Origin of the sequence: Pseudolabrys sp., from assembly GCF_035943735.1 — a bacterium.
In the GTDB taxonomy this organism is placed as follows: Bacteria; Pseudomonadota; Alphaproteobacteria; order Rhizobiales; family Xanthobacteraceae; genus Pseudolabrys.
Map to the genome: position 1 here is coordinate 465,439 of NZ_DASZBV010000019.1, position 22,616 is coordinate 488,054.

Annotated in this window: 23 protein-coding genes and 1 tRNA gene; 16 read left to right on the plus strand and 8 right to left on the minus strand. The window is 65.8% G+C overall.

Going from position 1 to position 22,616, the window contains the following annotated elements; genetic code table 11:
* Positions 1 to 3 precede the first annotated feature (3 nt).
* The 5 genes from VGV41_RS15075 to VGV41_RS15095 all read right to left on the minus strand — a co-directional run bounded on the left by VGV41_RS15075 (position 4) and on the right by VGV41_RS15095 (position 4,230).
* A complete protein-coding gene (locus VGV41_RS15075) occupies positions 4 to 822 on the minus strand; it encodes an ABC transporter permease (protein ID WP_326864687.1) in 819 nt (272 codons plus the stop codon).
* Positions 823 to 825: 3 nt separating this feature from the next.
* Entirely contained in the window at positions 826 to 1,575 is a 750-nt protein-coding gene (locus VGV41_RS15080; protein ID WP_326864688.1) for an ABC transporter permease, read from the minus strand.
* Positions 1,576 to 1,707: 132 nt separating this feature from the next.
* Positions 1,708 to 2,715 carry an ABC transporter substrate-binding protein gene (locus tag VGV41_RS15085; RefSeq protein ID WP_326864689.1) on the minus strand — a complete coding sequence of 336 codons (1,008 nt, stop codon included), beginning with the start codon at positions 2,713 to 2,715 and terminating at the stop codon, positions 1,708 to 1,710.
* A 37-nt stretch (positions 2,716 to 2,752) separates the two neighbouring features.
* Positions 2,753 to 3,580 carry an ABC transporter ATP-binding protein gene (locus VGV41_RS15090; RefSeq protein WP_326864690.1) on the minus strand — a complete coding sequence of 276 codons (828 nt, stop codon included), beginning with the start codon at positions 3,578 to 3,580 and terminating at the stop codon, positions 2,753 to 2,755.
* On the minus strand, positions 3,577 to 4,230 hold the full coding sequence (locus VGV41_RS15095) for a carboxymuconolactone decarboxylase family protein (protein WP_326864691.1): 654 nt from the start codon (positions 4,228 to 4,230) through the stop codon (positions 3,577 to 3,579). The genes VGV41_RS15090 and VGV41_RS15095 overlap by 4 nt, the downstream gene beginning before the upstream one ends.
* Positions 4,231 to 4,585: 355 nt before the next feature.
* Between VGV41_RS15095 and cpaB the strand changes: the two genes are divergently transcribed.
* The 13 genes from cpaB to VGV41_RS15160 all read left to right on the plus strand — a co-directional run bounded on the left by cpaB (position 4,586) and on the right by VGV41_RS15160 (position 18,119).
* The gene (gene cpaB, locus VGV41_RS15100) at positions 4,586 to 5,449 is read left to right on the plus strand and encodes a Flp pilus assembly protein CpaB (protein ID WP_326864692.1); all 864 of its coding nucleotides are present in this window, start codon (positions 4,586 to 4,588) and stop codon (positions 5,447 to 5,449) included.
* A gap of 31 nt (positions 5,450 to 5,480) precedes the next feature.
* Positions 5,481 to 7,103, plus strand: a complete 1,623-nt coding sequence (locus VGV41_RS15105) for a type II and III secretion system protein family protein (protein ID WP_326864693.1) — start codon at positions 5,481 to 5,483, stop codon at positions 7,101 to 7,103.
* Entirely contained in the window at positions 7,087 to 7,440 is a 354-nt protein-coding gene (locus VGV41_RS15110; protein ID WP_326864694.1) for a hypothetical protein, read from the plus strand. The genes VGV41_RS15105 and VGV41_RS15110 overlap by 17 nt, the downstream gene beginning before the upstream one ends.
* 17 nt (positions 7,441 to 7,457) lie before the next feature.
* On the plus strand, positions 7,458 to 8,669 hold the full coding sequence (locus tag VGV41_RS15115) for a response regulator receiver protein (protein ID WP_326864695.1): 1,212 nt from the start codon (positions 7,458 to 7,460) through the stop codon (positions 8,667 to 8,669).
* Between the two features lie 143 nt (positions 8,670 to 8,812).
* Complete coding sequence (locus VGV41_RS15120) at positions 8,813 to 10,138, plus strand: CpaF family protein (RefSeq protein ID WP_326864772.1); 1,326 nt, start codon at positions 8,813 to 8,815, stop codon at positions 10,136 to 10,138.
* 139 nt (positions 10,139 to 10,277) lie between these two features.
* On the plus strand, positions 10,278 to 11,240 hold the full coding sequence (locus VGV41_RS15125) for a type II secretion system F family protein (RefSeq protein ID WP_326864696.1): 963 nt from the start codon (positions 10,278 to 10,280) through the stop codon (positions 11,238 to 11,240).
* A gap of 3 nt (positions 11,241 to 11,243) precedes the next feature.
* Complete coding sequence (locus VGV41_RS15130; RefSeq protein WP_326864697.1) at positions 11,244 to 12,206, plus strand: type II secretion system F family protein; 963 nt, start codon at positions 11,244 to 11,246, stop codon at positions 12,204 to 12,206.
* Positions 12,207 to 12,330: 124 nt separating this feature from the next.
* The gene (locus VGV41_RS15135) at positions 12,331 to 12,906 is read left to right on the plus strand and encodes a tetratricopeptide repeat protein (protein WP_326864698.1); all 576 of its coding nucleotides are present in this window, start codon (positions 12,331 to 12,333) and stop codon (positions 12,904 to 12,906) included.
* Between the two features lie 195 nt (positions 12,907 to 13,101).
* Entirely contained in the window at positions 13,102 to 14,370 is a 1,269-nt protein-coding gene (locus VGV41_RS15140; protein ID WP_326864699.1) for an ABC transporter substrate-binding protein, read from the plus strand.
* 119 nt (positions 14,371 to 14,489) lie between these two features.
* The gene (locus VGV41_RS15145) at positions 14,490 to 14,954 is read left to right on the plus strand and encodes a TerB family tellurite resistance protein (protein WP_326864700.1); all 465 of its coding nucleotides are present in this window, start codon (positions 14,490 to 14,492) and stop codon (positions 14,952 to 14,954) included.
* A complete protein-coding gene (locus VGV41_RS15150; RefSeq protein WP_326864701.1) occupies positions 14,951 to 15,751 on the plus strand; it encodes an SDR family oxidoreductase in 801 nt (266 codons plus the stop codon). The genes VGV41_RS15145 and VGV41_RS15150 overlap by 4 nt, the downstream gene beginning before the upstream one ends.
* A gap of 80 nt (positions 15,752 to 15,831) precedes the next feature.
* Entirely contained in the window at positions 15,832 to 16,551 is a 720-nt protein-coding gene (locus VGV41_RS15155; RefSeq protein WP_326864702.1) for a glutamine amidotransferase, read from the plus strand.
* Between the two features lie 98 nt (positions 16,552 to 16,649).
* Complete coding sequence (locus VGV41_RS15160) at positions 16,650 to 18,119, plus strand: PAS domain S-box protein (RefSeq protein WP_326864704.1); 1,470 nt, start codon at positions 16,650 to 16,652, stop codon at positions 18,117 to 18,119.
* A gap of 20 nt (positions 18,120 to 18,139) precedes the next feature.
* On the opposite strand, the gene VGV41_RS15165 is transcribed toward VGV41_RS15160, so the two are convergent.
* A tRNA-Ala gene (locus VGV41_RS15165) sits at positions 18,140 to 18,215 on the minus strand.
* Between the two features lie 187 nt (positions 18,216 to 18,402).
* On the opposite strand from VGV41_RS15165, the gene VGV41_RS15170 reads away from it, so the two are divergent.
* From VGV41_RS15170 to folD, 3 genes are read left to right on the plus strand one after another with little or no spacing between them, the layout of a single operon-like run.
* Positions 18,403 to 18,693: a YggT family protein gene (locus VGV41_RS15170; protein ID WP_326864705.1), complete on the plus strand. Its 291-nt coding sequence runs from the start codon at positions 18,403 to 18,405 to the stop codon at positions 18,691 to 18,693.
* A complete protein-coding gene (locus VGV41_RS15175) occupies positions 18,683 to 19,012 on the plus strand; it encodes a DUF167 family protein (RefSeq protein ID WP_326864706.1) in 330 nt (109 codons plus the stop codon). The genes VGV41_RS15170 and VGV41_RS15175 overlap by 11 nt, the downstream gene beginning before the upstream one ends.
* 27 nt (positions 19,013 to 19,039) lie before the next feature.
* Positions 19,040 to 19,924 carry a bifunctional methylenetetrahydrofolate dehydrogenase/methenyltetrahydrofolate cyclohydrolase FolD gene (gene folD, locus VGV41_RS15180; protein WP_326864707.1) on the plus strand — a complete coding sequence of 295 codons (885 nt, stop codon included), beginning with the start codon at positions 19,040 to 19,042 and terminating at the stop codon, positions 19,922 to 19,924.
* Between the two features lie 81 nt (positions 19,925 to 20,005).
* Here the strand turns inward: folD and VGV41_RS15185 are convergent, their stop codons facing one another.
* Together VGV41_RS15185 and typA are read right to left on the minus strand one after the other, a co-directional pair.
* Positions 20,006 to 20,515, minus strand: coding sequence for a GNAT family N-acetyltransferase (locus VGV41_RS15185; RefSeq protein WP_326864708.1), 510 nt, complete (start codon positions 20,513 to 20,515; stop codon positions 20,006 to 20,008).
* 251 nt (positions 20,516 to 20,766) lie between these two features.
* Positions 20,767 to 22,593, minus strand: a complete 1,827-nt coding sequence (typA, locus tag VGV41_RS15190) for a translational GTPase TypA (protein ID WP_326864709.1) — start codon at positions 22,591 to 22,593, stop codon at positions 20,767 to 20,769.
* Positions 22,594 to 22,616: the final 23 nt, after the last annotated feature.

A 22,616-nucleotide genomic window follows, 5' to 3' on the forward strand; every position in this document is an offset into this window, starting at 1 on the left:
GTGCTATTTCTCGCCACGCCGGTACCACGGCATGAAGCGGCGCGTGGCCCATTGCACCAACACCTCGAAGCCTACGCCGAACGCGGCGAGCAGCAGCACGCCAACGAAGGCCTCGTTGTGGTGGTACGAGCGAGAATTGTAGAGGATGTAGAAGCCGAGGCCGCCGATCGACAGGAAGAACTCGGCGACGACCGCGCCGATCAGCGCGCGGCCGGCGGCGAGACGGAAGCCGGCAAGCAGGTAGGGCATCGACGCCGGCAGCACGATGTCGATCAACGTACGCAGCCGTCCCGAACGGAACGAGCGCGACACCTCGACATATTCGCGCGGCACCGCGCGGGCGCCGTCCGCGACGTTCATGGTGATTGCGAAGATCGCGGCGAAGATGATGGTGGCGATGCGGGCGCCGCTGGTATAGCCGAACCACAGTGAGAACAGCGGCAGCACGATGATCATCGGCAGCGCGTTGAAGCCGTTGACATAGACGCGGATCATGCGGTCGACGAGCGGGCTGCGGCCCATGAGGATGCCGATCCCCGAGCCGAGCACGAGCGTGATCGCCAGCCCCTCCGCCACCGCCGCCAGCGTCTGCCCGAGGGCGGTGAGGAACGTCGGATCGACGATGACGCGCGGGATCGCCAGCACGATGCTGCTCGGCTTGGCGACGTAGCCCGGCGCGAAGCCGCGCACGACGCTCTCCCATAGCCCGAGAATGACCGCGCCGGTGATCAGGCGCGGCACCAAGCTCGAGGCTTCGCGACGTGTCTCCGCCTTCGGCTTGGGCGCGGCCGGCGCGGTTGCGGACAAGGCTTGCTCGGCCATCGCTCACTGCCTCCAGCGCGCGAAGTGCTGCTCGATCATCAGCCCGAGCCGCGTCAGCCCGACGCCGAGGATGCCGATGACGAAGATGGAGGCGAACACACCGGCGGTGTCGAAGTCCTGCGACGCCCCCATGATCAGCTGGCCGAGCCCGGTCGACGACAGGAAGAACTCGGCGGCGATCATGCCGACCAGCGCACGGCCGATCGCCTGGCGCACGCCGGTCATCATGTAGGGCAAGGTGTACGGCAGCATGACCTCGCGCCACAGCGCCCATTCGCCGGAGCGGAAGGACTTCGCCACCTCGATCATCTCCGGCTTGATGCTGCGCGCGCCCTCAACCGTGTTGTAGAGCACCGGAAACACGGTGAAGAGGAACACCACCAGCACCTTGGGCGCGAAGCCGAAGCCCATCAGCGACAGGATGAACGGAATGAGCGCCACCATCGGCGTGGCGTAGAGGAGCATGATGTAGGGCTCGACGCCGACGCGCAGCACGCGCACGCGTGCGAACAGAAGGCCGAGCGGCGCGCCGACGATCAGCGCCAGGATGAAACCGGTGCAGAACAGTTCGGCGGAGTCGAGCAGCTGCGTGAGAAATTCGCCGTGCACCGTGAGCTGCCACAGCCGCACCAGCGTCTCGGAGAACGGCACCAGGAACGCCGGGCTGGTCAGATGCCCGGCGATTTCCCAGAGCGCGATGCCGGCGAAGACACTGAGCCAGACCGGCAGGTTGCGGCGGATATTAAAGTACACGGGCTCTCTTCTTGCTGCGGCGTCATCGCCCGCGAAAGCGGGCGATCCAGCAATTGCTTGCAAAACGCTTCGAAGAACTGGGTCCCCCGCTTTCGCGGGGGACGACAGCTTGTCGGCTAAGGCGCCGCGCGATCACTTCACCATCGCGTTGGCATCTTTCCACACCGAGGCGTCGACGAACTGATCGTAGCTCACCGGCTGCTTGTCCGGCTTGATCGAGCCGATCTTCTTCATCAGCGCGGCCACCGCCTCGATCTTGTTCTTCGGCATGCCGTCGTCCTTGGCCGCCCAGAAGTTGATCTTGAGGAATTCCTCGAGCGCCAGCTTGTTGACCTCTTTGTTGTGCCCGGTCACTGAAGCGGCCTCGGCGACCGCATCGGCGTTCTTCGGATCCTGCATGAAGCGCGCCGCCGCGACCATGCCGGCGACCGTGCGCACGATGGCGTCGCGGTTCTTCGCCAGATTGTCTTTGCGCACGACCATAATCAGGTAGTGGCTGGTCGGGTTGGTGTTCTTCATCGCCAGCAGGATATTGAGCTTCTTGCCCTGCTGCTGGATCTCGGCGAGGTCGTCGAGATGCAGCACAGCGTAATGCAGGCGGCCTGCGAGCATCGCCGGGCCGGGGCTCGACCCGAGCGCGACCTGCTTGACCTGATCGATCTTCACGTCCTTGCAGCCCGCCGCCAGCATCGAGCGCAGCGCGACCGAGCGCGCGCCGTTGATCGAGTCGACGCCGATTTCCTGGCCCGCCAGATCCTTGCAGGTCTTGCCCGCCTCGGTCGTGCCGAGCACCCAGTCGGGATTAGGCATGCCGTAGATGGCGACCAGCGGCACGCCGGCGTTCGACACCTGATTGATCACCGGCGGCGTCGGCGACCAGGCGAGATCGATGTCGCCGGCCACCACCGCGCGCGCGGCCGCCGTGCCGTTATCGAACGGTTTGATCTCGACGTCGGCGCCGTACTTCTTGAAGAAGCCCTGCTTCTGCGCGACGAACGCGATCGTCACCGAGTAGATCGGCGGAATGCCGGGGACCGCGAGCACGATCTTCTTGCCCTGTGCCGAAGCCGGAGCGGCGCCGATGAACGCGGTAGCGACGAGCGCCGCGCCGGCCATCATCGTGAAAGTTCTGCGAAGCATCAAATCCTCCCGTGAGTTACGTATTCGTTTCTTGGCCTTACGTTTGCAGTTCGAATTCCGCGGCGCGCGCCTCGCGCATCAATGTCGACCAGACGCGCTCGCGCAGTTCGGCGAACCGCGGCTCACGCAACGTGTCGCGTGTGCGCGGGCCCGGCAGATCGATGGTGATGGTCTCGTGGATGCTGGACGGCCTGCCCTTGAGCACGATTACGCGATGACCGAGCAGCACCGCCTCCTCGATCGAGTGCGTGACGAAGATCATCGCCGTCGGCCGCTCCTCCCAGATGCGCAGCAGCTCGAACTGCAGGATTTCGCGCGTCTGCGCGTCGACCGCGGCGAACGGTTCGTCCATCAGCAGCACGTTCGGTTCGATGGCCAGCGCACGCGCCAGTCCGCAACGCTGCTGCATGCCGCCCGACATCTGGTACGGGTACGCCTTCTCGAAGCCGGCGAGCCCGACGAGCTTGATGAATTCCGGCACCTTGCGCTCGATGTCGGCCTTCGAAGCGCCGGCCATGCGCAGGCCGTAGGCGACGTTGTCGAACACGGTCTTCCACGGAAACAAACCGAAATGCTGGAAGACCATGGCGACGCCGGCGGTCGGCTCGGTGACGAGCTCGGCGCCGACGCGCACCTCGCCGACATCGAACGGGATCAAGCCGTCGATGCAGCGCAAAAGCGTGGTCTTGCCGCAGCCCGACGGACCGACGATGGCGACGATCTCGCGCGCACCAACGTCGAAGTCGATATTACGGAACACCTCGAGCGTTCCGTAGTGCTTGCCGAGGCCGTTGACGCGAATGCGTGGCTCGCCGATCGCGTTGAGCGGCGGGGAAGCGGAGGTCGTGGCGGACTGCATGCTCATTCGGCGGCCTGCGACTGTTTCGGCGCGACCTTTGCCCAGTAATCGGCCGCCTGCTTCGATTGCCGGAGCGCGTCCATCGTTTCGAACCCCGGCGCCATCGAGCCGTCGGTACCGGCGAGCACCTGATGATGCTCGATGTTCAGCGTGCGCAGCCAGCGCTGCTGCCCCATGGTGATCGCGACGAAGTAGCCGATCTCGACCAGCTCAGGCTCGCTGAAGTGCTTGTGCAAGCGGGCCCACAGTTCGTCGCCGGCCGGCAAATCCCAGGTGATCGCCTCGGCATAGGCGAGCGCGGCTTTTTGTCGCTCGTCATAACGCGAGGACGATTCAAAGTTAATGAGGTCCGAGTAATCGTCCTCCTTCAATCCCGCCTTCGCCGCCTTCATCGAGCGCTGGTTGCCGCAGAACTCGCACAGGACCGAGCGCGAGACGTAGATCCGGCACAACTCCTTGATGCTGTGGTCGGCTACGCCGTTCCGGAAGACGTCGTTCCAGGTGTTGGCGAACGACCAGAACGTCGCCGGAACGTGCGCCCGGACCGCCTGACTCTCGGGTCGCGGCGTGCCCTCGCGGGCGCAGCGCTCGAATTCCGCCCGCATAGCGGAATCGACGGTGTCGGGGTCGACGTAGCTGATGCGCGGTGACGGCATCGGCGTTTCCTCTCTCATCATTCTTATTGCACCCACCCTCTTTGACGGAGTGGGCAGTCCGCCGCCTTGGTGGGCGGCGCCTTATGTTGCCGCAACAACGCCACAGGAGCAATGCCGCGTCAGCACATCGTTAGGCTTGATTATTCCTTACCGCAGCGGCCGGCACGCCGGCCGGGCCGCGGCGAAGCGCACGAAAATCGCCTCGCACGCCGTCCGAAACGCGTGCCGGCCAAGTGAATTCAAATGTTCTTCAGCATAGAGCGAATTGCGCGCATCAATTTCAGCAATTCCACACTTCCTGCTCTCTATTGTTCGCGCTGATTGGAACAACACAGCGTCGAACGGAACACAACTCGTGCGCGCCAGTACCGTCGTCATGATCGGGTTCGCCGTCGTCTTCGGCCTGCTCGCCGTGTTCATCGCCCAGATCTGGCTGAACAACCAGGCGAACCAGCGCGTGAGGACGATCGAGTCCAGCGCCAAGCCGCTCGCGACGCAGACGATCGTCGTCGCCAAGCAGCCGTTGCGCTTCGGAACCGAGTTGAGCGCGGCGATGCTCGAGGAGGTTGCGTGGCCGTCAAAGGCAATGCCGGCCGGCGCCTTCGCCAAGATTTCCGATGTCCTTTCTCCCGGCCGCCGCGTCGTGCTGGCCGCCGTCGAACGCAATGAGCCGGTGCTGGCGCTGAAGATCACCGGACCGGGTCAGCGCGCCACGCTGTCCGCGCTGGTCAAGCCGGGCATGAAGGCGGTGACCATCCGCGTCAACGACGTCGAAGGCGTCGGCGGCTTCGTGTTGCCGGGCGACCACGTCGACGTGGTGCTCACGCGCCAGATCGACAAGGGACAGGCGTCCAGCGAAGTCGTGCTGCAGGACACGCGCGTGCTCGCCGTTGACCAGAGCGCCGACGAGCGCACCAACAAGGCGGCTGTCGCCAAATCCGTGACGCTCGAGGTCAGCATCGTCCAGGCGCAGAAAGTGTGGCTCGCCTCCTCGGTCGGCAGCCTGTCCTTGCTGCTGCGCAAGGCCGGCGAAACCGCCGACGTGAAGACGCGCAAAATTACATTGAAGGATTTGGAGTCCGGCGACGTCGCGAACGACAAGGGCGCGACCACCACCGTCGTGGTCATGCGCCCGACCGCCAAGCAGGAATACACCGTACCGGTCGAGGCGACGGACACTGCGGTTGCCGAAGCAAAACGCAAGCAGCCTGGCCTGTGAGACCAAAACGCCAGGACGGCGGGGGGTATCGTTGAACAAGAACAATAAAGACCAGCATGCCGCGGGCTTCCGCTGGCAGCGCGCGCAGGCGAGCCGCCGGGGCGGTAACTGGGTGCGTGATCTGACCATCGCACTTGCCATCACAGTGCTTATCGCACTGCTCGGCATGATCGGGACGGCGCACGCGCAGGAGCGCATCGTGCAGATCAGCGGCGCGCACCGCACCGGCATGGTCACGGTCGCGATCGGAAAGTCGCAGGACGTGCGCACCGACCGCAGCTTCGTCGACGTCACGGTCGGCGATCCGAACGTCGCCGACGTCAATCCGCTCACCGACCACACACTCTCGATCCTCGCCAAGAAGATCGGCACCACGCGCGTGTCGGTCTATGCCGAGAACAAGCAACTCATCGGCATCTTCGATGTCGAGGTGACCTATGACCTGACGCGGCTCACCAACGAACTGCGGCGCCGCTTCCCCCGCTCTTCGCTGGAGGCCTCCAGCGTCAACGGCCGTATCATGCTGTCGGGCGAAGTCGCGGATGCGGTGACACTCGACAAGGCGGTGACCATCGCCCGCCAGTTCGGCCCGGAGGTCATCAATTCCGTCTCGGTCGCATCGCCGCAGCAGGTGATGCTGGAAGTGCGCTTCATCGAACTGTCGCGCCAGGCCGGCCGCGAACTCGGCGTGCAGTGGAACCGGTTCGGCGGTAGCAGCATCACCAACATCGGCGACCGCACCCCGGCCGGCAACCTGCCGATCTCGCCGAGCGGCGGCAGCGGAACCTTCAGTCAGCCTGGCAATACCAATGGCGGCATCAACACGAACTCCAACGAGATGAGCTCGGCGGCTGTCGCCGCCGGCGTGCTCTCGGGCGGCAATCCGTTCGGCTTCATGATCGGGCGCATGGTCGCGAATGGCGTCTCGACCGACGTGGCGATCAACGCCCTCGAGCAGAAGGGTATCGCCCGCAGTCTCGCCGAACCGAACCTGGTCGCCCTGTCCGGCGACACTGCGAGCTTCCTTGCCGGCGGCGAATATCCGATCCCGGTCTCCGGCTCGCTCGGCCAGGTGACCGTCGACTACAAGAAATACGGCGTCGGACTGGCCTTCACGCCGACCGTGCTGGGGCGCGGTCTGATCAACCTCAAGATCGAGCCTGAGGTCAGCCAGATCGACACCACGCATACCGTGTCAGTGCCGGGCGGCATCTCGGTGCCGGCGCTGATCGTGCGGCGCGCGTCAACCACCGTCGAACTGCGCGACGGCCAGAGCTTCGTCATCGGCGGCCTGCTGCAGAACGACAACAAGAACGCGATCGAGCAATTGCCGTGGATCGGCAGCGTGCCGGTGCTTGGCACGTTGTTCTCGTCGAAGTCCTACCAGAAGAACGAGACCGACCTCGCGATCATCGTGACGCCGCACCTGGTGCGGCCGGCGCGGCCCGGCGACGGCCTGCGCACGCCGGCCGAAGATACGGTCCCGCCGAACGACGTCGACTTCTTCCTGCTGGGCAAGACCGAAGTGCCGCGCACGGGCATCGGCTCGCCGAATTCCGCCGAGCGTCACATTGCCGATGCCGAAGGCGGCCAGCCCTTCACCGGGCACATGCTCGACATGGCACGAGGGGGCTCCTATGCGGCTGTCCACTGATTTCATGCGCGGCGCGGTGCTGACGCTCGTGCTCGTCTCGCTCGCCGGCTGCTCGGAATATCTGGTGCGGCGCGATTCCATCTCGGCGTTCGGCGGCAATACGGTCGAGGGCGACAAGCTGGTGCAGATGGTCGATCCGTGGCCGGCCGCGTCCGCCGATCGCGACATCGCCTACAGCGGCATCGACATGCAAAACGCGATGGACCGATACAAGACCGGCCGCGTCATCCCGCCCAAGGGTACCACCACGTCGGGCAGCTACACGCAAGCGGCGAGCCCGCAAAACAACACGACGCCCGTCGGCCCGACGGTCAACCAGCCAGTCAGCACGCCATAGGCTTCGAGAGCGCAGCAATGGCGACCGGAACGAATACGAAAGTGCTGGTGGTGACGGCGGACCCCGCCTTCGCCGCTGCGGTGCGCGGCACCTTCGGCGCATCGCGCGCCATCGATCTCGCCGTCGTGGAGGGCGCCGTCGCCGCCCAAGCCGACGCGCTCGACGTCAGCGACACGACTGTCGTCGTCGTCGACCTCGACGCCTCCGCCCCCGAGGAGATGGCGGCCTTGGCGCGCCTGACCGGACGGACCGGCGCTCGCCCGCCGGTGATCGCCATCACGCAAGCCTTCGACGCCAATGTCGCGCGTGTTCTGTTGCAGATGCGGGTTGCCGACTTCCTGGTGAAGCCGGTGCAGCCGCTCGATCTCGTGCGCGCCTGCGCGCAGGCATCGAAAGCCCCGAGCGGCGGCATCGAGACCACCGAAGCGAAGATCTACACGTTCCTGCCCGCGGTCGGCGGCGCCGGCGTGACGACACTTGCCGTGCAGGCCGCCATGCTGCTGCTCAATGCGCGCGGCCCGCGAGCGAAAACGTCGACGTGCCTGGTCGATCTCGACTTCCAGCACGGCGCCGTCGCCGATTATCTCGATATCGAACCGCGGCTCAACATCGCCGAAATCGAGCCGCGGCCGGACCGGCTCGATCGGCAGTTGCTCGAGATCATGCTGTCGTATCACGACTCCGGGCTCGCAGTGGTCGCCGCGCCGAACCGGCCGGCAGAAATGCGTTCGTTCGACCCCGACGTGGTGACGCGTCTGCTCGATCTGGTGTCGAGCCATTTCGAATACGTCGTCTTCGACATGCCGCGGACCTGGTTCTCGTGGACCGACAGCGTACTGCTCGGATCGAACCGGCTGTTCATCGTCAGCGAGGCGACGGTGCCGGGACTGCGCCACGCCAAGCAGCTCGTGGCCGCAATCAAGGAACGGCTCGGCGAAGGCCCGAAGGCTGAGGTCGTCATCAACCGCTTTCAGCAGAGCATGTTCTCCTCGGGGCTCGCGCTCAAGGACATCGAGCAGACCATCGGCGAGGCGTTCTGCAGCGCCATTCCGAACGACTATCAGCTCGTGCGCGAGGCGATCGACCGCGGCGTGCCGCTCGACGACGTCAAGCCCGGCAACAAGATCACCGCGCAGCTCAAGAAGCTGGTGCTCGAGCAATCTGCCAAGGCTGCGGACGGCAAACCGCTGCCCTTGCTGAAGAAGCTCAAGCTCGCGGGCGCGCGTTAGGGAGCAGAAACATGGCCGGACGTTTCACCACCCGACGCGGCGCTTCATCCGACCTGATGACGGTCGAAGACGCGCCGTCCTCCGTGCCGGAAGGCGCGACGTGGAAAGTGTTTCCCGAAGCGCCGCCGGAGCCGGCGTCCGCGATGGCGGCGGCGCAGGCGCAGCCGGCCGCCACCGCCTCGGCCAATCCGCTACTGTCCGACAAGCTGCTCGATGCCAAGGTGCGACTGCACAAAAGGCTGATCGAGGAGATCAATCTCTCGGCGCTGGAGAAGCTGCCGGACGAGCAGATCCGCGGACACGTCAACCAGCTCGTCTCGCAATACGTATTGAGCGAGCGGCTGGCGCTGAACGCGCATGAGCTCAATGACTTCGTCAGCGAAATCCTCGACGAGATGACCGGACTGGGTCCGCTGGAGCCTTTGCTGAAAGATCCGTCGATCGCGGATATTCTCATCAACGGCCACGAGTGCGTCTATGTCGAGCGCGGCGGCGTTCTCGAGCCGCTGCCGGTCCGCTTCAAGGACGAGCAGCACTTGCTCCGCATCATCAACAAGATCGTCTCCGCCGTCGGCCGCCGCGTCGACGAATCGCATCCTTTGTGCGACGCACGTTTGCTGGACGGTTCGCGCGTCAACGTCGCCGTCCGCCCCATCGGCGTCGACGGGCCGCTGGTCTCGATCCGTAAATTCTCCAAGAAGAAGCTCGATCTCTCGAAGCTTGTCGAGATCAACGCGCTCCGGCCGCAGATGGCCGAGGTGCTGGCCGCCGCCGTGCGCGCCCGCATCTCGACCATCATCTCGGGCGGCACCGGCTCGGGCAAGACGACGATGCTCAACGCCCTCTCGGCTTTCATATCCGAGAAGGAGCGCCTGCTGACCATCGAGGACGCCGCCGAACTGCAGCTGCAGCAGCCGCATGTCGGCCGCATGGAAACGCGCCCGCCCAACATCGAAGGCAAGGGCGAAATCCGCCAACGCGACCTGGTCAAGAACGCCCTGCGCATGCGTCCCGACCGCATCATTCTCGGCGAGTGCCGCGGCGAGGAAGCGTTCGACATGCTCCAAGCCATGAACACCGGTCATGAAGGCTCGATGGCCACCATCCACGCCAACACGCCGCGCGACGCCATCACCCGCCTCGAGCAGATGATCGGCATGGCCGGCCTGCCAATGACGGTCGCCTCGATCCGAGGCCAGATCGCCAACGCGGTGCAGCTCGTCGTGCAGCTCTCGCGCCAGTCGGATGGCAAGCGCAAGGTCACCTCCATCGCCGAAATCACCGGCATGGAAGGCGACATCATCCAGATGCAGGAGATCTTCAAATACGTGCGCACCGGCACCAAGCCGGATGGCGCCGTCGAAGGTCATTTTGCGGCGACCGGCGTGCGTCCGCGCTTCCTCGCGCATCTGCAGACGCAGGGCGTCAAGATCCCCGGCACCTACTTCGATCCGTCGAACCCGCTATGAAATCACGATTCCCCTCAACGTCATTCCGGACGCCGTGCAGCGGCGATCCGGGATCCAGCCCGGCGCATACAGCTCGGCACTGGATTCCGGGTTCGCTCGCTTTCGCTCGCGCGCCGAAATGACGGGAGACGGCGTCGCGATGGACTTCAACCCAATCTACCTCTTCTACCTGCTGATCGGCCTGTCGGCGGCGATGTTCGCCGAGGGCGCCTATCTGCTCGCCTACAACAAGACCAGCTATCGCAAGAACATCAACCGCCGCCTGCGGGTCATGAACGACAGCCCGGACCGCGAGAGCGTGCTGGTGCAGTTGCGCCGCGAGCGCGGCCTGACCGCCGGGGGCGATTATCGGCTGCCGCTGGTCACCCTCAATCAGTTGCTGCTGCAATCCGGCGTGTCGCTCGGCTTCGGCAAGCTCACGATGTTCGCCGCCGGCCTCGCCGCGGCGGCTTTCATCGCGATGCTCGTCTTCGACGGTTCGCTGGTGCATGCGCTGCTGGCGGCACCGCTCGCCGGCGTGGTGCTGCCGCTGCTGCTGCTGAAGATCATGCGCGGCCGCCGGCAGAAGAAATTCGCCGCCCAGTTCCCGGACTCCATCGACATCATCACGCGCTCGCTGCGCGCCGGCCATCCCGTGCCGGTAGCCATCAACATGGTGGCGAAGGAGATGGCAGACCCGGTCGGCAGCGAATTCGGCATCGTTACCGACGAGGTCACCTACGGCGCCGACCTCGAGACCGCGATGCGCAGCCTTTATTATCGCGTCGGCACCGACGACCTGCCGCTGTTCGTCACCGCCGTGGCGATCCAGGGCTCGACCGGCGGCAATCTCGGCGAAATCCTCGAGAACCTGTCGCGGGTCATTCGCGAGCGCTTCAAAATGCGCCGCAAGATCAAATCGCTGGCGGCGGAAGGCCGCGCTTCGGCGCTGATCCTATCCTCGTTGCCGATCGTCATGTTCTGCGTCGTGTTCTTCATGGTGCCTGACTTCTACGGCAGCGTTTGGCACGAACGCATGACCCACGTCGGCCTGGCGCTGGCTGGCTGCTGGATGGGCGTCGGCAATTTCATCATGTACCGCATGGTGAATTTCAGGATCTGACGCATGCAGCATCTCATCGCCAAGTTCGCGCACGGCTTCGCCGACAGCGGCAGCATGATGCTCATGCTGCTGGTCTTTCTCGCCGCCGGCACGCTCGCCTTCGCTCTCATGGCGTTCCTGCGCGTGCGCGGCTCGGTGAAGCGGCGCACCGCGCGCATCTCGGACGAAGCTGGAAGCGGTGGACGGTCATTGCGCCACTCCAGCCTGAAGGCCGTGGCGCACCTCATCGAATACACGACCAAACACTATTCCGGCACGGACGACGCCACCATGAAGGTGTTGCGCCAGCGCCTGGTGCAAGCCGGCGTCTACGATCCACGCGGCGTCGCCTACTTCTTCCTGGCGCGCACCGGCCTTGCGGTCGTCCTCGCCATCGCGGTGTTCCTGCTGCTGCCGCTGGTGCGGCCGACCGGCGGTTCGTTCCATTGGCTGATGGCGATCGTCGGCGGCATCGCCGGCTATATCGGCCCAAGCCTCTATCTCGACCGCCGCATCAAGGCGCGCGCCGCCGAGCATCAATCCGGCTTCCCGGACTTCATGGATCTATTGGTGGTCTGCGCCGATTCCGGCCTGTCGATGGAAGCCGCGTTCGAGCGCGTCAGTCGCGAGCTGGGCGAGACCTATCCCTCGCTGACCGCCAACATCCACATCACCAATCTCGAAATCCGCGCCGGCCGTAATTTGAAGGAAGGCCTCGAGCGATTCGGCGAGCGCCTCGGCATCGAGGAGGCGCGCGCTTTCGCCACCCTGATCAACCAGTCGATCGACCTCGGTTCGTCGATCACCGACGCACTCAGGGTCTATTCCGACGACATGCGCCACAAGCGCCTCTCGCGCGCCGAGGAGAAGGCCTACGCGCTGCCGGCGAAACTGTCGGTGCCGATGATGGTGTGCATCTTCCCGGTGTTGTTCGTGGTGATCCTGCTGCCCGTGATCGTTCGCCTGCATGTCAATCACTTCTTCTAGCCGCGGTTGCGTGCGTCGCCACAAAAGCCCGACAGGCAGAAATTTTAACGAACGTTCCCTACCCTGCTGTGGGCTCGGGGATGAGGTTTTCGAAGGTCGTGTGATGCGTCTTGGATTGTCCCGCGTGCTTTGCATTCTCGCCGCCGGCCTGTGGCTTGCCGGCTGCCAGACCGACCAGAGCTTCTCCGACCTGCTGTCCGCGAAGACGCCGGCCGCCGGCCTCGACGCGAACGCCTCGGTACCGGCCGGCCAACCGGTCGACGACAACGATCCGCCGCCGCTCGGGCTGGCCGCTGCGCAGGAGCCCGCCGGCGTCCTCGGCAGCAAGGCCTATGACGATCTGAGCATCGGCAAGCGCTATTACCGCGTCGGCAATTACGGCATGGCCGAGCGCTATTTCCGCCAGGCCGTGGAGACCCACGCGCGCGACGCCGAGGCCTGGCTCGGCCTTGCCGCCGCCTGCGACCGGCTGCGCCGCTTCGATCTGGCCGATCGCGCCTATGGCGAGGCCATCAAGCTTGTCGGTCCGACCGTCGAGATCCTCAACAACCAGGGCTACTCGTACATGCTGCGCGGGGACTACGCGCGCGCACGCACCAAACTCGTGCAGGCGCGCGGCCTCGATCCGGCGAACCGCTACGTGCAGAACAACCTGCGCCTGCTCGCCACCACCGCCCGCACCGCCAAGGCGGTCGAGTAGCGGACTCTACCGGCAAGCCATCCACCTCGCTGGTCCGTAGGGACGCGGTTGTGTCCACGGGTCAATATGCGAATATCCCCCGGCCGGTGGGGTTGATGTCGGGGGCGGGCCATCCGCGCCTTTGCTCCGCAAATCCATCGGCTTTGTCGAACTCCCGGCCATAAGGGAGCGCAGGCGTGACAGGGAGGAACGTGGATGTCGATCACCAAAAACAAATCGGGACTGTCACGGCGCTCGGTGCTCAAGGCCGGCGCCGCACTGAGCATCTTCCCGGCACCGGCCGTGCTCGCACAATCGCCGGAGCCTCTGAAGATCGGCTTCCTGACGGTCATGACAGGACCGCTCGCGGCAGGCGGCAAGCAACAGGAGGAAGGCGCAGCGCTCTTCCTGAAGGAGCGGAACGGCATGATTGCCGGCCGTAAGGTCGAGTTGATCACCCAGGACACCGCCGGCAGCCCGGCGCTCGCCAAGACCAAACTCGAGGAGCTGGTCGAGCGGCACCATGTGCAGGTGTCGATCGGCCCGCTCGCCACCAACGAAGCGCTGGCGATGGACGGTTACGTGCGTCAGTCCAAGGTGCCGCTGATCACCACGACGTCGGCGGCGACCGTCGACCTGAAAGCGCGGCAGCCGCATCCCTACGTGCTGCACGCCTTTGGCACTGCGCCGCAGGTCACCTATCCGCTCGGTGATTACGCAGCCAAGACGCTCGGCTTCAAGAAGATCTGCATCGTGGCCGAGGATTTCACCTACGGCCACGAAGGCGCCGGCGGTTTCCAGCTCGCCTTCGAGGCGGCCGGAGGCAAGATCGTGCAGAAGCTCTGGCCACCGCTCAACGCGCCCGAATACGGCGTCTATCTTGCGCAGATCAAATCGGACGTGGACGCAATCTACACCGGCTTCGCCGGCTCCAACCCGCTGCGCTTCCTGAAGGCGTTCGCCGACTTCGGTCTCAAAGGCAAGGTCGCTGTGCTTGGCAACACGACGATGACCGATGAGGGAATTTTGAAGGCGATGGGCGACGAAGCGGTCGGCGTCTACAGCGCCGGCTGGTATGCCGCCGGACTCGATACGCCCGACAACAAGAAATTCGTCGCGGGCATCAACGCCGCATACAAGCACGATCCCGGCTTCTACACCGCCGGCCCTTACACCGCGCTGCTCATCATCGAGCAGGCGTTGAAAACAACCAAGGGCAAGACGGACGACGCGGCCGCGTTCCTCAAAGCGATGCACGAGGTGCGGCTGACGGAAGGTCCCATCGGGCCGGTCAAGCTCGATGAATACGGTACGCCGATCCTCGACATCCACATCCGCAAGGTGGCGCGCATCAACGGCAAACTGGTGAACACCATCATCAAGACGTATCCGCAGGTCAGTCAGTTCTGGACCACCGATCCGAAGGAAGCGGTGAAACAGCCGGTCTTCTCGCGCGACTTCCCGCCTAGCAAAAACCTCGAATAAGGACCCCTTCCTGTTGACGGGGACCGGTTATCGCGGCCGTCCGGGGGTTCCGGACGGCCGTTTTCGTTCATAGATTGGGACCGGGCGCGGCTTTTTAGTTCAAGGACCTGACCGGACAGATGCTGGAAGCATTGCGAAAGCTGGTGACCGACTTCGGCGATGGCGGCGAACATCCGTCGCGCTTCCGCAGCGACGACTACCGCCTCGCCGCCTGCGCGCTGCTCGTACACACCGCGATGATCGACGGCGAGTTTGCCGAAGTCGAGCACGAGCGCCTGCGTGCGCTGGTCAAGCAGCGTTTCGTGCTGGACGACGCCGCCACCGACGAGCTCATTGCCGAGGCGGTCGAGGTCGAACGCCGCTCGATCGATCTGTTCCAGTTCACCGCACGACTGAACCGTACCCTCGACGAGCAGGGCCGCGCCCGCATGGTCGAGATGATGTGGCAGATCGTCTACGCCGACAGCAACGTCACAGAGTTCGAGGACAACCTGATCTGGCGCGCCGCCGACCTGCTCGGCATCTCGCGCGAGGAGCGCATCGCGCTGCGCGAGCGCGTGGCGAGCGGAAAGGCAGCGCCGTGAGCGATCTGCGGCCGGTCGCAGTGATCACCGGCGCCTCCGCCGGTATCGGCGTGGCGCTGGCGCGGGTGTTCGCCCGCGAAGGCCACAAGCTCGCGCTGGTGGCGAGGCGCGAGGACCGCCTCAAGGCGCTCGCTGACGAGATCGCCGCCACATCCAGCCGCCGCCCGATCGTGATCGTGGACGACCTCGGAGTCGCCGGCGCCGCCGCCCGCATCGGCGCGGCGCTGACCGAACACGGCGCCGAGCCGCAATACGTCGTCAACAATGCCGGCTTCGGCCTGCTCGGCCAGGCCACCCGACGCGACGCTGCCGAGCAACTCGCCATGATCGATCTGAACGTGCGCACGCTGACGGAATTGTCGCTCGCCTTCGTCGACAGCCTGGCGCGGCATCGCGGCGGCGTGCTCAACGTCGGTTCCGTCGCCGGTTTCCTGCCGGGGCCCGGCATGGCCGTCTATTACGCCAGCAAGGCCTATGTGCTGTCGTTCTCGGAGGCGCTGCACAGCGAACTGAGCCGCCGCGGCGTCAGGGTGACCGTTTTGTGCCCGGGACCGGTGCCGACCGAGTTCGGGCAACGCGCCGGCATCGCCAAGGGGCTCGGGCCGGACTTCCTCACCGTCAGTCCGGAGGCCGTCGCCGTGGCCGGCTATCGCGGCCTCATGCGCGGCCAGCGCACCGTGGTGCCGGGGTTGGCCAACAAGCTCGTCACTCTGGCGGTGCGGGCCGCGCCGCACGGGCTGCTCTTGCGAGCGATCGGCTCGCGCCAGGATCAGCGCCGGGCCGCCGATAACTCATAGCGGCCGCGCGGGCATGCCGGTTGCATGGACTCAGGCGCAAGATTACTGAATTCGTATGCGCATCGTGCGCACGGGGCCTCATGCTGAAGCCTGTTCTGATCATCCTGCATCAGGAGCACTCCTCGCCGGGCCGGGTCGGGCAGATGCTCGCCAAGCTCGGGCATCCGCTCGACGTGCGGCGGCCGCGCTTCGGCGATCCTCTGCCGGAGACGATGCTGGAGCATGCCGGCGCGGTCATTTTCGGCGGTCCGCAGAGCGCCAACGACGCTGACGACTTCATCAAGCGCGAGATCGACTGGGTCGGCGTGCCGCTGCGCGACAACAAACCCTATCTCGGCATCTGTCTCGGCGCACAGATGATGGCTCTCCATCTCGGCGCGCGCGTCGCGCCGCATGCCGAGGGACACGCCGAGGTCGGCTATTATCCGATACGCCCGACCGGGGCGGGGCGCGAGCTGTGCCCCGACTGGCCGGATCGCGTCTACCAGTGGCACCGCGAGGGCTTCGGCCTGCCGCAGGGGAGCGAACTGCTCGCCGAAGGCAACGCCTTCTCGGTGCAGGCGTTCCGCTACGGCTCGGGCTATGCGCTGCAGTTCCACCCGGAAGTGACGCACGCGATGATGCACCGCTGGCTCGTGCGCGGCGCGCATCGCATGGAACTTCCCGGCGCCAAGCAGCGCCACGAGCACCTCTCCGACCGCTTCGTCTACGATTTCGCCGCCCGCAACTGGCTCGCTGCCTTCCTCGAGCGCTGGCTCGGGCGCAACGAGCCGGTCAAGGGCGCGGCGCTCGCCGTCTGACCGCCCGACACTGCCGACCCATTGACAAGACGGACCGGCATTGGTCGTTTTGCGTGGGGGACTAGGGGCAGGGCCACGCTGGGGAGGCGTGATCGCGCATGCGCGAGACGAACAATGCCCCGCGGAGTCCCGCGCGGCGCGGCACCGACTTGACCGGGATGACCGGCGAGCATCTGCTCGAACTGCTGCCGGTCGGCGCGTTCGTCTGCGACGCCGCCGGCGTCATCCTGCGCTACAACCGCCGTGCCGCCGAAATCTGGCGGCGCGTGCCCAAACCCGGACAGACGCACCGCGATTTCAGTAGCACGTCGCGCTTTTTCGCGGTCGACGGCACCCCCGACGCCTACTCGCTGCTCGAACGCGTGCTCGAAACCGGCGTGCCCATCCGCGATGTCGAACGGCGCGTCGAGCGCGCCGACGGCTCGACGGCGTTCCTGTCGGTCAGCATCGGCGCCTTGCACGACGCCGATGGCAACATCACTGGTGCGGTCGGCTGCGTCGTCGATATCTCCGACCGGCTGCGCGTGATGGCGGCGCTCGAGGAGTCGCAGCGTCTCGCGCGCGAGCAGGAGCAGCGCCTCGCCGCCACCTACGAACACGCCGCCATCGGCATTGCCGAAATCGCGCCCGATCTGACCTTTCTGCGGGTGAACGAGGCGATCTGCGCCATTACCGGGCGCACGCGCGAGGACCTGCTGTCCGGCAAACTCTTCCGCTACACGCACGGCGACGATACCGACCCCGACCGCGAAGCGTTCCGCAAGCAGGTCGCCGGCGAGCTGGAGTTCTATTCGGTCGAGAAGCGGCTCATCCGCCGCGACGGCACGATACTCTGGGTGTCGGTGCGCTCATCGCCGGTCCGCAGTGCGTCGGGTCAATTGCTCTACGTCGTGCGCGTGGTGCAGGACATCACCGAGCGCAAGCGCGCCGAGCGGCGGCAGAAGCTGCTCATCGACGAGCTCAATCACCGCGTCAAGAACACGCTGGCCACGGTGCAGTCGCTGGCGGCGCAGAGCGCGCGCGGCGGTCCTTCGCCCGCCGATTTCCGCGAGCGCTTCGAGGGCCGGCTGATCGCGCTGTCGAAGGCGCACGACCAGCTCACCATGCATCACTGGGAGAACGCCGAGCTGCGCGAGATGCTCTCCGGCAGCCTGGCGCCCTACGCCAGCGCGGCGCCGAACCGCATCGTGCTGCGCGGCGAGGACCTGGTGCTGCGCCCGCGCGCTGTGCTGACGCTGGCGATGACCTTCCACGAGCTGACCACCAACGCCGCCAAATACGGCGCGCTGTCGGTGCCGGGCGGGCGCGTGGAGATCGCCTGGGCGCCGCACGAGAATGAGGGGCGGACGTACCTGCGCATCACCTGGAGTGAGCAAGGCGGGCCGCCCGTCGCCGTGCCGCGGCGGCGCGGCTTCGGCTCGCGGCTGATCGAGAGCAGCGTGGCGGCGGAGCTCGGCGGCACGGCGCGGCTCGCGTATGACGCGGCCGGTGTCCGCTGTGAGATGATCATGCCGTTGGAGATGGCGACTGGCCGGGCGGCGGCGCCGGACAACGGCGCTTTGGCCTGAACGGCGGGCGAGGGGTCGGATGGTGGAGCCAGGCGGGATCGAACCGCCGACCTCCTCATTGCGAACGAGGCGCTCTCCCAGCTGAGCTATGGCCCCAACCGACTCCAGCGCACGCCAAAGCCGCGGCGTACGCCCGAAATTTCTCGCAAGTGGCCGCCATTTAGGGCTACCCCGGAGGGCTGTCAAGCAGCGGCGGGCCGTACAGCCCGTCGCATTCGGGGAACCCCTTTTCCTCAACCCGGCAAGCCGCTATTCGTGACGCGGGCCGCTCATGGAGACCGCGATGAACCCGTTCCTGTGGTTGGTGGACACGATCATCACCATCTACATTTGGCTGCTGATCGCCTCGGCCGTGTTGTCGTGGCTCATCGCCTTCAATGTCGTGAACACGCGCAACCCGATCGTGAACTCGATCGGCGAGTTCCTGTACCGCGTGACCGAGCCGCTGCTGCGTCCGATCCGAAATGTCATGCCCAATCTCGGCGGCATCGACGTCTCGCCGGTGATCCTGATCATCGCGCTCTTGTTCCTCGAGCGCTTCGTCTTCTGGATCTATTTCCGGCTTGCGATCTGACGACCCGCGGCCCTGGAACGTCGGCGCCGGCGGCGTGACACTGAGCGTGCGGTTGACGCCGAAGGGCGGCCGCGACGCGATCGACGGCATCGATACCCTCGCCGATGGACGCAGCGTCCTGAAGGTGCGCGTGCGGGCGGCGCCGACGGAGGGCGAGGCCAACGAGGCGCTGCGCCGCCTGATCGCCAAGGTGCTCGGTATCCCGGCGCGCGAGGTGACGCTGACCGCCGGCGCGACGTCACGGATCAAGCGCCTCGCGATCGCCGGTGACGGTCCGACGCTGGCGGCGGCGCTGGAGAAGATTTGTGCGGTGCGCTAAACAGCACGGCGTCAATCGGGGCGGCCCATGAGCGCGCGGATCATCGACGGCAAGAGCATCGCGGCGGAACTGCGCGGCAGGATCGCGCAGGCGACGGCGAGTCTGACGGCCGCGCACAAGGTCACGCCCTGCATCGCCGTGGTTCTGGTCGGCGACGACCCGGCGAGCACGGTCTATGTGCGCAGCAAGGCCAAGGCGGTGGCGGAAGCCGGCATGCGCACGTTCGACCGCAAGCTGCCGGCGGCGACGAATGAGGCCGAACTGCGCGCGGTCATCGCCGAATTGAATGCCGACCGCGCGGTCAGCGGCATCCTGGTTCAACTGCCGCTGCCGCCGCAGATCGATGCCCACCGCATCATCTCGTCGATCGATCCGGCCAAGGATGTCGACGGCTTTCATCCGATCAATGTCGGCCGCCTCGCCAGCGGCCTGCCGGCGCTGGTTCCCTGCACGCCGCTCGGTTGCGTGATGCTGGCGAAGACGGTGCATACCTCGCTCGCCGGTTTCGACGCGGTGGTGGTCGGCCGCTCCAACATCGTCGGCAAGCCGGTGGCACAACTGCTGCTCGCCGAGAACTGCACCGTGACCATCGCGCACTCGAAGACGCGCGATTTGCCGGCGGTGTGCCGGCGCGCCGATCTCCTGGTCGCCGCGATCGGCAGGCCGGAAACGGTGCGCGGCGACTGGATCAAGCCGGGCGCCACGGTGATCGACGTCGGCATCAATCGCGTCGCGGGCGAGGCCGGCAAGCCGAAGCTCGTCGGCGACGTGGCCTACGACGAAGCGGCCGCGGTCGCCGGCGCGATCACGCCGGTGCCGGGCGGCGTCGGCCCGATGACGATCGCCTGCCTGCTGCTCAACACGTTACGCGCGACGTGCGCGCAGAACGGGTTGGCAGAGCCAGCCATCTGATCTGTACACGCTCGACAGGTTTCTGGTTATGGGTCCCGGCTCGCGCGATGCTTCGCATCGCTTGGCCGGAACGACAGCGAGCTACGCCTGCCAGGCGTAGGCGACCTTGTCGAGCGTCTTGGCGCCGAAGCGCTCAGAGGAACGGGCAACGGCGCGTCCGCCGAGCGCGCGATAGAATTCCGTCGCCGGCTCGTTGTCCGACAGCGCCCACACGACCAGGCTCTTGAGCCCGCTCTGGATCAGGTCCTTGCGCGCCGCCGTGAACAGGCGGCGGCCGAAGCCGAGACCCTGAAACTCCGGCCGCAGGTACAGTTCGTAGACTTCGCCGTCGTAGAACAGGCTGCGCGCGCGGTTGCGGCCGTAGTTGGCGTAGCCGGCGATGCGCTCGCCGAACTGCAGCACGGTGATGCGGCTGCCCTTGCGGATCGCCGAGTCCCACCAGTCGGGCCCGCGGCGGGTGATGAGCTTGTCGAGCTCGTTGCCCGGGATGATTCCCTGATAGGCCGTCCGCCAGGCGTCATCGTGCGTCTCGGCGACCTCGTTTGCGTCGGTCGTCTTGGCTCGGCGAATCTCTATGAGGGTCGTGCTCATGCGATCGATAGAAGCAACGAACCCCGCGCCCTTCAAGCCCTATCGTTAACGATGGGTTAACGGTGTGGATTAGTGGCCACAGCGGGGCTTAACGGCGCCTGCGCGTGCGAAAAACACGAGTCGAAACAAGCGGTCAGCAGTGGAGCGCAAGACCGAAGACCGGGCTGCGGAGAATCCAATCCAACGCACACGCGCGGTCCGGCGTCGGCTTTCGCCGGCGACCGCGACGTTTTGATTCGCTTTTAAGCAGATCAGACCGCCTCGGCTTCCTTCGTCCGGTCGGCCTTCTTGCGGTCGTTCTCGTCCAGGAGCTTCTTGCGCAAGCGGATCGACTTCGGCGTCACCTCGACCAGCTCGTCGTCCTGGATATAGGCGAGCGCCTTCTCCAAAGTCATCTTGATCGGCGGCGTCAGCCGCACCGCCTCATCCTTCGACGTGGTGCGGATGTTGGTGAGCTGCTTGCCCTTGAGCACGTTGACGATGAGGTCGTTATCGCGCGTGTGCTCACCGACAATCATGCCGTTGTAAACCTTCCAGCCCGGCTCGATCATCATCGGGCCGCGGTCCTCGAGATTCCACAGCGCGTAGGCGACCGCCTCGCCCTTGTCGTTCGAGATCAGCACGCCGTTGCGGCGGCCCTGGATCGGACCTTTGTGCGGTGCGTAGCCATGGAAGAGGCGGTTCATAATCGCCGTGCCGCGCGTGTCGGTGAGCAACTCGCCCTGATAGCCGATCAGCCCGCGCGTCGGCGCGTGGAACACGAGGCGAACGCGGCCGCCGCCCGACGGCCTCAGCTCGGTCATCTCGGCTTTGCGCTCGGACATCTTCTGTACGACGATGCCGGAGTGCTCCTCGTCGACGTCGATGACGACCTCTTCGATCGGCTCTTCCAGTTCACCGGCGGCGCCCTTGCGCAGCAACACCTTCGGCCGCGACACCGACAGTTCGAAGCCTTCGCGGCGCATAGTCTCGATCAGGATACCAAGCTGCAATTCACCACGGCCGGCAACTTCCATGGCGTCCTTGTCGTCGCTTTCGCGCACGCGCAGCGCCACGTTGCCTTCCGCCTCGCGCAGCAGGCGGTCGCGGATCATACGGCCGGTGACCTTCGAGCCCTCGGTGCCGGCGAGCGGCGAGTCGTTGACGCGGAAGGTCATGGCAAGCGTCGGCGGATCGATCGGCTGCGCCGGGATCGGCGTTTCCACCGACGGATCGCAAATGGTCATTGCCACGGTGGCGTTCGGCAGTCCGGCCAGCGCGACGATGTCGCCGGCCTCGGCCTCATCGAGCGGCACGCGCTCGAGGCCGCGGAACGCCAGCACCTTGGTGACGCGGCCGTTCTCGACGAGCTTGCCGTCGCGGTCGAGCACCTTGACCGCCTGGTTCGGCTTGATGCTGCCCGAGGTGATGCGGCCGGTAATGATGCGGCCGAGATAATTGTTGGCTTCGATGATGGTGCCGAGCAGACGGAACGGGCCCTGCTCGACCACGGGCGGTTTGACGTGTCTGAGCACCAATTCGAACAGCGGCTTCATGCCCTGATCGCGCGGGCCTTCGAGGCTCTCCGACATCCAGCCCTGCTTGGCCGAGCCGTACAGAATCGGGAAATCGAGTTGCTCGTCCGTGGCGTCGAGCGCGGCGAACAGATCGAACACTTCGTTGATGACTTCCACCGGCCGCGCGTCGGGGCGATCGACCTTGTTGATGACGACGATGGGCTTGAGGCCCATCTTCAGCGCCTTCGACACCACAAATTTTGTCTGCGGCAGCGGCCCCTCGGCGGCGTCGACCAGCACCAAAGCGCCGTCCACCATGTTGAGGATGCGCTCAACTTCACCACCGAAGTCGGCGTGGCCGGGCGTGTCGACGATGTTGATGCGGGTGCCCTGCCATTCGACCGAAGCCGCCTTGGCCAGAATGGTGATGCCGCGCTCGCGCTCGAGATCGTTGGAATCCATGGCGCGTTCGACTTGACGCTCGTTCTCGCGATAGACCCCCGACTGCTGCAGGAGCCGATCGACCAGGGTCGTCTTGCCGTGGTCGACGTGCGCGATGATGGCGACGTTGCGAAGATCCATGAGCTGTTCCAAAAATCAAAGCG